The 11,170-nt window shown below is 76.5% G+C and carries 9 protein-coding genes; 2 read left to right on the forward strand and 7 right to left on the reverse strand.

Going from position 1 to position 11,170, the window contains the following annotated elements:
- Positions 1-242 precede the first annotated feature (242 nt).
- Complete coding sequence (locus HYE82_RS27750; RefSeq protein ID WP_179176906.1) at positions 243-1,643, reverse strand: DUF6493 family protein; 1,401 nt, start codon at positions 1,641-1,643, stop codon at positions 243-245.
- Positions 1,644-1,819: 176 nt separating this feature from the next.
- A complete protein-coding gene (locus tag HYE82_RS27755) occupies positions 1,820-3,043 on the reverse strand; it encodes an MFS transporter (protein ID WP_179176914.1) in 1,224 nt (407 codons plus the stop codon).
- Positions 3,044-3,152: 109 nt separating this feature from the next.
- On the opposite strand from HYE82_RS27755, the gene HYE82_RS27760 reads away from it, so the two are divergent.
- Both HYE82_RS27760 and HYE82_RS27765 read left to right on the forward strand, forming a co-directional pair.
- Positions 3,153-4,235: a helix-turn-helix transcriptional regulator gene (locus HYE82_RS27760; RefSeq protein WP_179176907.1), complete on the forward strand. Its 1,083-nt coding sequence runs from the start codon at positions 3,153-3,155 to the stop codon at positions 4,233-4,235.
- A gap of 810 nt (positions 4,236-5,045) precedes the next feature.
- Positions 5,046-5,501: an RICIN domain-containing protein gene (locus HYE82_RS27765; protein ID WP_179176908.1), complete on the forward strand. Its 456-nt coding sequence runs from the start codon at positions 5,046-5,048 to the stop codon at positions 5,499-5,501.
- A 261-nt stretch (positions 5,502-5,762) separates the two neighbouring features.
- Here HYE82_RS27765 and HYE82_RS27770 read toward each other — a convergent pair whose 3' ends face one another.
- From HYE82_RS27770 to HYE82_RS27790, 5 genes are all read right to left on the reverse strand, one after another.
- Positions 5,763-6,986 (reverse strand): cytochrome P450, encoded by a 1,224-nt coding sequence (locus tag HYE82_RS27770; RefSeq protein ID WP_179176909.1) that lies wholly within the window; start codon positions 6,984-6,986, stop codon positions 5,763-5,765.
- Between the two features lie 522 nt (positions 6,987-7,508).
- Entirely contained in the window at positions 7,509-8,720 is a 1,212-nt protein-coding gene (locus HYE82_RS27775) for a glycosyltransferase (protein ID WP_179176910.1), read from the reverse strand.
- Entirely contained in the window at positions 8,717-9,493 is a 777-nt protein-coding gene (locus HYE82_RS27780) for a MerR family transcriptional regulator (protein WP_179176911.1), read from the reverse strand. The genes HYE82_RS27775 and HYE82_RS27780 overlap by 4 nt, the downstream gene beginning before the upstream one ends.
- Before the next feature lie 114 nt (positions 9,494-9,607).
- Positions 9,608-10,141 (reverse strand): hypothetical protein, encoded by a 534-nt coding sequence (locus HYE82_RS27785; RefSeq protein WP_309144468.1) that lies wholly within the window; start codon positions 10,139-10,141, stop codon positions 9,608-9,610.
- Between the two features lie 36 nt (positions 10,142-10,177).
- Complete coding sequence (locus tag HYE82_RS27790) at positions 10,178-10,954, reverse strand: TetR/AcrR family transcriptional regulator (RefSeq protein WP_179176912.1); 777 nt, start codon at positions 10,952-10,954, stop codon at positions 10,178-10,180.
- Positions 10,955-11,170: the final 216 nt, after the last annotated feature.

Genomic DNA, 11,170 nt, shown 5'->3' on the forward strand with positions numbered 1-11,170 from the left:
GGGCCCGCCCGCCCGCTTCCCCTTGGCCGCCCCTCCTTTACCACGAACTGCTCCTGTGCGCACCGCCCCGACCCTGTGCCGCCGAGCCGGGTGGCGCATCCTCGTCCGCGAGGTCCCGGCTGGTCAGGGGGCGGCGATCGCCGTCGCGCGCCGGCCCTCCGCCCGTTGCCCCGTACGTGCGGTCTCCGGTGCGGGACAGCCGTCCGCCGCCCGGGCGGCGGGTTTCGCCCCGCGGGCCGGCGCTACGTGCCCGCCAGGATGTTCCGCAGGCGGCGGGCCTCCCGTACGGACCGCGACGAGCCGGGACGCCCCGCGAGCTGCTCGACTCCGGTCACCGCCCCGCGTGCCCCGCAGTCGCGGGCGCAGTCCGCGGCCAGGGCCAGCAGCGGCGGGTGCGGCCGGGGCGGGGTGCCCGCCCCGGCCGCCGCCAGCAGGCCGGGGAGTGCCGCGGCCAGCACCGGCCACACCGCGTCGGCGCCAGCTGTTGCGGCAGCCGACCGGAGAGATCCCGTCACCGTCGGCAGCCTGAGGGTGCCGAGCAGCACCAGCCGGGCCAGCTCGCCGCCCAGCAGGGCGCCGTCGAGGCGGCCCCGCGCGGCCAGGGCGGCCAGCGCGGCCACGGCCGCTTCCCGGTCGGTGTCGGGGCCGGCGCCGAGCCCGTACGCCAGGGCCAGGTGCACGGCCGGGCCGGGCGGCCCGTCGCTCGCCGCGAGCGCGGGCAGGAACTCCGCGCCGCTCTCGCCGTCCTGGTCGGCCGTCGCCGCGACCTCCGCCAGCATCCGCGCCGCGACGATCTCCGGATGCCAGGGGAGTACGGCCGCGGCGTGCCGCTCCCGGTGGCCGAGCAGCAGGTGCCGGCAGCCGATCAGCGGCTCGAACGGGCGGAAGAGCGGCCAGAACGTCCTCGGGAAGTCACCCCGCCCGGGCAGGACCTCGGTGCGGACCAGGATCCGGCGTCCCACCCTGGCGTCCCGTCGCCGGCTCGGCGGCTGCGGCGGTCCCGGCTCCTGTTCCACCGTCCACGCCGGCTGCGGCAGACCGCCCTGCCGCAGCCATGCGGCGACCCGCGGCCCCTCGGGCAGCGTCAACTCGGCCGCCGCCCGCAGTACGTCCGCGTCGGCGGGGCCGCCACCGCACCGCAGCAGCGCCTGCCCGAGGTCGGCGGGCCCGGGCCGGGCGCCCGCCTGCTCGTACTCGGTGAGCCGCATGACCAGGTCGCGCGGGTCCACGGCGCCCCCGGCCCGGCTGGGCGCGGCCAGCAGCATGGGCACGGTCACCCCGGCCCGCAGCCACCCGCAGACCTCCGCGATGCGCTCGCCGATCACCAGGCGTACGGCCTCGTGCTGACACGTCTCCAGCCAGCCCCGCCCGGTCTGCGGCTCCGGGCCGACGGGCCGCACGGCAGCCCGTACGACGGCCAGCAGCCGCTGTGCCGCGTACGCCCGGGGCCGGTGGACCCCGCTCCAGCAGTCCGCGACCGGGCGCAGCGCCTCGGCGAGCCCGGCCCGGTCCCGTCCGGCCCAGCGGACCACCGCGTCAAGCAGTTCCTCGTACGCCGTCACGCTGCCGCCGTCGCCGAGGATCAGCTCCTCGGCGGAACACGCCACCGCCGCGAGCCCGTCGGGCACGCCTTTGCCGACCATCCACCCCACCCGTTGTCTCCACGCCCTGTCCGCCCGACCCGACCGGGGCGGCGCGCGAGGATAACAAGAGGCCCGGGCGGGGGAGTTCCGCGGGGCGGCCGGGGGTGCCGCCGGACGCGCTGACGGCCCTCGGCGCAGCCCGCAGCCCGCAGCCCGGGCCGGTGCGGGTGGCCGCCTCACCGGCCGCATGCCCCGTCGGTCTGCGCGACCGCGCCGGCGGGCGGTCCGGGCCGGACGCGGCGCGCGCACAGGTGGCGGACCAGGGCGGCCCCGGCGAGCAGGGCGAGCAGCGCGCAGACCGCGGGCCAGCCGAACCGCGTGTAGGCGCGGACGCCCAGCCAGGAACCCGCGGTGCCGCCCGAATAGGCGCAGGTCATGTAGGCGGTGTTGAGCCGGCTGCGGGCGTCCGGGCGCAGCGCGTACACCCGCCCCTGGTTGGCGACCATGCCGGACTGCATGGCGGTGTCCAGCAGCAGGGTGCCCGCGATCAGCGCGGCCAGGCCCGCCGGGCCGCCGAGCGCGCCGCCCGCGAGGACGGCAGCCGATACGAGGACCCCGGTCAGGGAGACCAGGTTCACCCGGTCCGAGCCGTGCCGGTCCACGAGGCGACCCGCGAACGGGGTGCACAGCATGGTGACCCCGCCGACCAGCGCCAGGAGGCCGACGGCCTGCGCCCCCATCCCGTACGCGGGCCCGGTCAGCAGCAGGGCCAGGCTCGTCCAGACGGCCGAGAACCCGCCGAAGACGGCGGCCTGGTAGAAGCAGGAGCGGCGCAGCTCCGGTTCGGCACGCAGCAGCCGCAGCGGCTCCGCCAGGAACGCGGCGTACGGGCGGCCGGTGGCGGAGGCGGCCGGGACCGTCTCCGGCACCGCGTACCGCATGACGGCGGCCAGCACCAGGGTGACGACCGCGGCCACCAGGTACGGGGCCCGCCAGCCCAGCCACTCGCCCAGCACCCCGCTGAACGTGCGCGCCAGCAGCATGCCCCCGGTCGACCCGCTCAGCAGCGTGCCGAGCACCGCCCCCCGCCGGTCGGGAGCCACCAGCCCGGCCACCAGCGGGCCGATGACCTGCGCGGCCACGGTCGTCAGCCCGACCAGGGCGCTCGCGGCGACCAGCGGCGGCAGGGCCGGGGCGCAGCCCGCGCCCAGCAGGGCCGCGCCGGTCAGGGAGAGGAGGACGACGAGGAGCGAGCGGTGCCGGATCCGGTCGCCGAGCGGGACCAGCAGGACCATCCCGGCGGTGTACCCGATCTGGGTGGCGGTCACCACCAGCGCGGCCTCGTCGGGCGGGACGTCCAGCCCGGCGGCGATCAGCGGTCCGACGGCCTGCGGGAAGTACAGGTTGCCGACGGCCACGGCGCAGGTCACGGCCAGGATCAGCACCAGGCGGCGGCTCATCCGGTTGTCCCGGGGGGCGCGCACGGCAGGAGGTTCGGGATCGGGGAGGTCATGGAGGGAAGTCCACGGCACCGGGCGCGCCCTGCCAACTGATGTAGCGTACGGCTTAATGATCAGCTTCGAGCTCGGTGTCGAGGACCTCGCGGACACGCGGTTCGCCGTCTCGCCCCTGGGCGAGACCGTCCTGAGCCTGCGCGTCCTGCGCGATCCGGGCGTGTCCGCCCTGCACCTGCCGTGGCGCAGGTCCGTCCTCGGTCGGCTCGGGGCCCTGGACACCGGCCTGCTGATGTCCCTGGTCGCGGACCGTCTCACCCTCCCCGACTTCCTGACCCCGCGGCCCGCGGCCTTCGAGTCCGCGTTCGAGGAGGAGCTGGCCGCCGTCCGCCGGACCCCGCCGGGGCTGGTCCGCCGCGATCTGCTGGCCGCGCACGCTCCGGACCCGCTCCCCGACGTGCTGCGGGCGGCCGTGGACGCGCCGCCCGCCCGCGGGGACGCGCCGGTCGTCGCCCTCCGCGACCGCATCTGCGAACTCCTGCACCGGTACTGGGAGATCGCCGTCCAGCCGGTCTGGCCGCAGCTCCGGCTGGTGGCCGAGGCGGACATGACCTACCGGGCCCGGCAGCTGGCCCGGGGCGGCGCCCGGCTGCTCTTCGCCGACATGCACCCCCAACTGCACTGGGAGGACGGCGGATCGCGGGGCGTCCTGCGCATCCACCGGACCATCGGCGGGTACGAGGCGCAGGCGTCCGGCCGGGGCCTGCTGCTGGTCCCCTGTGTGTTCGCGCACAAGCCGGCGCCGCCCGTCAGCCGGGAGGAACCGCTCTGGCTGCTCTACCCGAGCCGTGGCGTGGCGACCCTCTGGGCACCCGGCCCTGCGTCCGGTCCCGGACCCGGGCCTGCCCAGGCCGCCGGCCCTGCCGGTTCCGCCGGTCCCGAGGATCCCGCCGGGCCGGGGGTCGCGCCGGCTCTGGTCCCGCTCCTCGGCGCGCCCAGGGCCCGGCTGCTCGGACTGCTCGCGGAGCCGCTGGCCACGGTGGAGCTGGCCCGCCGCCTGCGGGTCACGCCGAGCGCAGTGTCCCAGCACCTGCGCGTGCTCCACGGGGCCGGGCTGGTCACCCGGGCCCGTCACGGCCGGCAGGTCCTCTACCGGCGCAGCACGCTCGGCGAGCAGCTCGCCACCGGATGCCCGTGACGGCGCGTCTGGCCGGCGGTGCGCACGACCATGTGCGCTCGGCATGCGCGTGCCGGCGTCCTCGCCCGTCCTCGGGAGGCGAGGGGTCTGCCCGTCGGGGGACCAGGCCGGAGCCCGGTGGTCGAGCGTGCCGCCGGTCAGCTGCCGCAGGCCCGAACCGTCGGGCCGCATGACCCGGATGCGGAAGGCGCCGCCCCGGTAGGCGCTCATCGCGACACCGCGGCCGTCGGCGGAGAACACCGGGCGGCACGGCTCCCGGTCAGGCGGGGTGAGCGGGGTCGCAGCACCGCCGTCACCGCCGTCCGGGGCACCGACCGGAGGACGGTCTGCACCTCGGCGATGACGTCGTCGCCCGAGGCGGCGTCGTGGCCCGAGCGGTGGCCGTCGCCGCCCCGTTGGCGGCGGCCGTGACGGAGCCTGACCCGATCGCCGGCCGCGACCCCCGGGTCGGCCGTTCCCCCCGACGCCCCTTCGGCGGCCGCCCCCGAAGCCTCCGCGGCCCTTGCCGGGGTCACGACCGGCGAGACCGTCAGCACACCACCGGAGAACGCCCTCGAAACCGCCCTGCGCCGCACCCGCACCACAATCCTCGCCTGTTCCGCCGATCACCGCCCGTCAGCCGCTGAACGACCAAGGGGGTTCGGAGGCAACGGGAACGGGATGCCGCCCCGGGCCCACCGGCTGCCCCGGAGCAGCCGGCCGGAGCTGCGGGTACATGACCGTTTCTGCGGTGAAGCCGCTCGTCCGCCCGGGTGAGTTGCCTCCCGCCCGGCTGTTGCGGGCCCGCCGCGGTCCGGTACACCCACCACCATGTTCAAGAAACTGCTGCGCGGCCTCCCCGCGCTCACCCTCACCGCCCTGCCCCTCCTCGTGAGCGCGCCGCCCGCCCACGCGGCGGACACCTTCCGGATCGTCACGGCCCTGAACGCCAAGTGCCTGGCCTCCAACGGCGACCACGTCGAAGTGCAGACCTGCCGCGGCACCGGCAACCAGCTCTGGTACTGGGACGCCGGCAAGCTGCGCAACCTGGCCGACCTGCACTGCCTCGACGCCCGCAACGGCGAGGTCGACGCCGCGGCCCAGGCGATCGGCAACTGCCACGGCCTGCCCAACCAGCAGTGGCGGACCGACGGCGCCTGGCTGCGCACCCAGATCAACAACCAGTGCCTCAGCATCCAGAACATGGGCGAGCCGAACGAACACGCGGGCGTCAACCTCCGCAACTGCGGGCCGTACGCCTGGCAGCACTGGCGCTTCGAGGCCTGACCGACCGTCCTCGCGCGGACACCCGGCGAGGCCGCCGGCCCGCCCGGTCCCTCCGGGCCGTCCCTGCCCGTCGCCCGACCCGTCCCCGCCCTTCGGGCGGACGGCGGGGCCCGCCGACCGCGCCCGCGGGCCCCACGGCAGGCGCTCGCCCTGGCCAGGGCCCGCGGCCGACGGACAGCGCCTGCTCCGGGCGACCCGGTCGTTCCCCGGATCGGGGACGTCCGGCCGCGCAGGGCGGCCCGCGTGGCCGCCGCTCGGGGTCTACCAGGTGGCATGCAGCACCTCCGGCGAGCGGTGGATCAGCGTCGGGCGCATCCGCGCCGGCGGCCGGTCCCCGTCCAGCCGGAGATCCGGCAGCCTCCGGGTCAACAGCTCCAGGGTCAGGCGCAGTTGCTCCCGTGCCAGTCGGGATCCCGGGCAGCCGTGGGGGCCGTGCCCGAACGCGAGATGGCTCCGGTCCGCGGGGCGGCGGATGTCGAACTCCCGCGGCCGCTCGTACCGTTGCCCGTCGCGGTTGGCGGAGCCGTACGCCACGAGCAGGGTGGCCCCGGCGGGCAGTTCGGTCCCGGCGAGGGTCACCGGCCGGGTGGTGGTCCGGCGGAAGGCCTGGACGGCCGCGTCGAAGCGGGCGCCCTCCTCCACCGCGGCCGGGATCAGCCCCGGGTCGGCGCACAGCATCCGCCACTGCTCCCGGTCGGCCAGCAGGTGCAGCAGGGTGGTCGCGATGAGTGCGCTCGTCGTGAGGAAACCGGCGATCAGCAGGTTCTGCAGGGCCGCGACCAGCTCGTGGCGCTGTTCGAGGGTCAGCTCCCCGCTCCCCGGGGCCAGCGCGGACACCAGCTCGGAGCACAGGTCGCCGCGGGGACGGGTGCGCCGGTCGCGGGCGAGGCGGTCCAGGAGGTGCTGGAGGGCGACCACGTCCTCGGCGGCGGCCGTCTGCGCCTGCGGCGACAGCGGGCGGAAGGCCATCTCCTCGGCCCGGTACCCGCCGTGCACGGCCGCGGGCACGTCCGCCGGGTCCAGGCCGATCAGCCGCCCGATCACCTGCCCGGGCAGCCGCCGCGCGTACGACTCCACCAGTTCCGCGGACCCGTCGGCGGCGAAGGCGTCCACCAGGCCCTCCGCGCAGGCGCGGGCGTACGGGACGACCGCCGCGACCCGGGCGGCGGAAAGCCCCCGGCTCAGCGGGGCCCGGAGCCGGCGGTGGGCGGCCCCGTCAGAGGAGACGACGGTGGGCCGCGGCGCGAAGCCGCCCGCGAGCACGCCGAGCGCCTCCTGCGACGGGGCCACGTCCGGCAGCAGGGCGTGCGCCGAGGAGAAGTCCCCCGCACGGCGGAGCACCTCCCGCACGTCCCGGTCGCGCGCCACCAGCCACGCGTCGGCCTCCGGCACGTACAGCAGGCCCTCGGCCCGTCGGGCGCGGGTGTAGCGGGGGTAGGGGTCACGGTAGAACTCGTCCCGCCTCGCCTGGTCGTGCCGTCCCACACGGGCCTCCGGATTGAGGTCGGGTCCGGCCGCCGCGCCCGGCGGGTCCGGACGGGGTTCCGGTGCGTCGGCATCCTGCCCGACACCGGGCCCACCCGGAAGACCGCCTCGCCGCCCACCGGACCGCCGCACCTGGCCGGAGCCATCGCCCGGGCGGTGCGCACCCGGCTGCCGAACACCAGGCCGTCCCTTCCGAGGGCCCCGCAAGGCGGGCCGGAGCGACACCGGCCCGCCTCCCACCCTCGGGCGGGCACCGACCGGCGTTCCGGCGTTCCGGCTGCCGGCGCGGGCCGGGCGGCGCCGCGGCCCGTATGCAGACGGAGACGGCCGCCGGCGGCAGCCGGCCCTGCCCGCCCGAGGCAGCGGCCGCGCCCGCCGGGTACGCCCCTCCCTGCCCTCCCGGCGCCTTCGCGTCGGCCGGTACCGCACGGACGTCCCGCCTGCAGCGGCAACTTCGCGGTGTGCAGCATGCGTTGTCGCCCGTGTTCGCCACGGTCCCGGCGCCGCAGCCCGCCGGGGGTGTCACCGGGACAGCAGGCGCTCCACCTCGCGTACGACGTGGCCCGCACCGTCCTCCGCGGCCATCCGCCGGGCGACGGCTGCGGCCCGCGCGCGGGGGTCCGGTTCCTCCACGGCTGCGCGCAGCGCCCGTGCCAGTGCGGGCGCGGACAGCTCCTTGAACGGCAGCGGTCCGGCGGCGGCTCCCAGGGCCGCGACCCGGCCGGCCCAGAACGGCTGGTCGGCCGTGACGGGCACGGGCACCGCGGGCACCCCCGCACGCAGCGCCGCGGCCGTCGTACCGGCGCCCGCGTGGTGCACCACGGCCGCGGTGCGCGGGAAGAGCAGCCGGTGCGGCACCTCGCCGACGGTCAGGACGTCGTCCCCGACGGCGTGCAGGCCTGCCGCGCCCGCCTGGAGGACGCCCCGCAGTCCGGCCTCCTTCAGGGCCCGTACCGCGATGCCGCCGAGCCGCTCGCCCTCGCCGGCCGCCATGCTGCCGAAGCCGATGAAGACCGGCGGCGGCCCGGCGTCCAGGAAGTCGGCCAGTTCCTGCGGAAGCCGGGCGTCCTGCGGGCAGTGCGGCCACCAGTTGCCGACGACCTCCAGGCCCGCCCGCCAGTCGTCGGGGCGGGGGAGCAGGGCGGAGCTGAAGCCGTGCAGGACGGTCCAGCCGACCCGGTCCAGCCGCTTGCGTACCGCCGGCTGGGCGGCCCGCGGCAGGCCGAGGGTGTCGCGCAGCTCCCGCGCGGCCTCGGCGTGCATCCGGTCGACCACGCGCAGCGCGAGGCGGCCCGCGGCCCGGTTCCCCCACGGGCCGAGGGAACGCCCGGCGGCCACGACCGGTGGGAAGCCGACCGTGGGTGCCACCGGCTGCAGGTACACCCCCAGCGCCGGTATCCCCAGGGCCTCGGCCAGGTGCCAGCCCAGCGGCGCCGTCGTGGTCGACAGCAGCAGGACGTCGGCCCCGCCGGACGCGGCCAGGGCCGCCATGCCCTGCCCGAGCTCCCGCATGAAGACGGCGGCCCGGCGCATCATCCCCCCGCCGCCGCCGGGCCCCCCGCTCGGGTCGGCGGCGATCCCCCGGAACTCCAGCCCGGCCCTCGTCACCAGGTCCGCGAACTGCTCGGGCGCCGCCACCGCGACACGGAATCCGGCGTCCCGCAGCCGGCAGCCCAGACCGGTGTACGGGGCGACGTCGCCGTACGAGCCCGCCGCCGCGATCAGTACCCTCATCGCGACCGCACCCGCCCCGCGTTGGCATGGACGGCGTCCCGCAGCCAGCGGCCGAGCCCCGGCCGCTGCTCGGGGGCGGGCACGACGAGGGCGAAGGCCCGCGCGTCCTCGATGTACTCGTCCGCGATCCGGCAGTGCATCTCCGGCGGGCACGGCGTGAACCATCGGCTGATGTGCCCCCGGTGCTCCTCGGCGAGGTCCATGGCGCGGGGGCTGTCGGAGGCCGCCCCGTCCTCGAAGGCCGCGATGAGCGACCGCCGCCAGCCCGCCGCCTCGGCCATGAGGGCGCGCCAGTGCTCCTTGGTGTGGGCGGCCGCCCGGGCCATGGACCGCTGGTGGCCCTCGCTCTCGCCCCACTTCAGGTGCGCATCGGTCGCGTAGCTCAGGTCGAACGCGACATCGCCGAACACCTCGAACCGCTCCTGCGGGGTGAGCCGTACGCCGGTCTGCTGTACCTCGATGGCCCGCTCGGCGACGTCCACCAGGCTCTGCAGGCGGGTGATCTGCTCCTTCAGCGACCGGTGGCGCTCCCGCAGGTGGGTGAGGGCGTCCGCCTCGGGATCGGCCATGATCGTACGGATCTCGTCGAGCGAGAAGCCGAGCTCGCGGTAGAAGAGGATCTGCTGGAGCCGCGCCAGATCCGCGTCGCTGTAGAGCCGGTAGCCGGCGGCGCTGCGCTCGCTGGGCGACAGCAGCCGCGCCTTGTCGTAGTGATGCAGGGTGCGCACGGTGACCCCGGCGAATCCGGACACCTGTCCGACTGAATAACTCATGAAACGACCTTTCCGTTCCGTCGGGCCGAGCCTGTGGCCTGACGTAGGGGGAGGGTCAAGCGGTGGCCGTACGGCGTGGGCGCGAGCAGGGCCAGGAGGTAGGTCGGCGCGGTGTCACCCGTCGGATGACACCCCGAGGTCGCGGCGCATCGCGGCCCGCATGTCCCGCAGCAGGTCCCAGATCTCCTCCCGGGCCGCGGCCGCGGCGTCGAGCGCGCCCCCGGCCGCCGGTCCGGCCGCGCTGTCGCGGTCGAGGCGCTTGACCTGGCCGTAGACCGCGTTCAGTGCCTGGTTGACTGCGCTCGCCTGTGCGAGCACCTCGTCGGGGGCGATCATCTGCGCCTCGGAGTAGCGGTCGCGATGGGCCCGCTTCGCCTCGTCGAGCGCCTGCCGGTCGGCGTCCTCGACGGTGCCTTCGCCGATACGGTGGAGGTGGTGGTTGAGCGCCGTGGTGAACTGGCGTGCGTCCCGGTTGAGCTCCACGTAGCAAGTGCGCCGCAGGAGCAGGTCGTCGCGGGTCTGCTCCTGGTTCCGGACCAGGTCCAGCTCCCGGCGTTTCGCCCGTTCGGCGGCGCGCTGGGTGACGAGGGCTCCCCCCAGCGTGCCGGCCATGCCCGCCACCGCGATGACCACCGCACCGATGTCCACGAATCCCCCTGACGGCCCCTCATGTCCCCGTCCATGCTAGGCGGACCGCAGGTCACCGCCGTCCCGGCTGTCCGCTCCGTCCTGGATGCCCCGGCTGTCCCGGTCATCTCCGTCCGATGCCCCGGCGGTGGTGCCGGTGGCGGCGAGGCGGGCTTCGAGGCCGTCGAGGATGGCCTCCACGCCGAACTCGAACTTCCGGCGGGCGATCTCGGCCGGGTCCTCGTCCGCCTGCGCCTCCAGGCGGGCCCGCAACCGCGGGTACTGGGCCGCGATCCCGGTCGCCCACGTGACGACGTCCTCGACGGGACCGCCCTCCTCGCCCCGGCCCGGGCGGATCCGCGCCCGTGCCATCGCCGCCTTGACCGCGTCGTCGATGGCCGCACCCGCCAGGAACGTGAACGCGGTGTTCACCGCCCAGTCGAGGTCCGGCCCGCTGAAGCCGGCGGCCTCGTAGACCGCGTAGCTGTGGTCCTGGAGTCCGGCCGTGCCGTGGCCGTAGACGAAGTGCGTGCTGACGGCGGTGATGAGCCACGGGTGCCGCAGGGTCGTGCCGTGGGCGTCGTGCACCAGGGCCCGCGCGGCGGCACGCCAGCCGACTTCGGCCGGGTCCAGCCGCTCGATCTCCCCCCACACCCGGTCGGCGGCGAGGACGACGAGGTTCTCCTTGTTCCCCACGTGCCAGTACATGGCGGTGGGCGCCGCCCCGAGCAGCCGGCCCAGCTTGCGCATGCTCAGGCCGTCGATCCCCTCGGTGTCGAGCAGGTCGATGGCTGCCTGGACGATCTGGTCGCGGCTCAAGGTCTCACGGGGCATGACTGCAGCGTAGTGCAGGACTTTCACACCGTTCAATCCCTCTCTTGCACGCCGTGCAAGTCCTGTTCTACGGTGAGGCGCAGTTGCACGCCGTGCAACTGCGCCTCACGGCGCGCCCGCACCGCGGGCCGCCGGCCGTCCGCACACCGGGGGAGACCATGACCGAGTCGCCGCTGACCGCCCTGCCCACCGCCCGCCCCGCCGGCTGTCCCTTCG

The organism is Streptomyces sp. BR123, assembly GCF_013401435.1.
Lineage (GTDB): Bacteria > Actinomycetota > Actinomycetes > Streptomycetales > Streptomycetaceae > Streptomyces.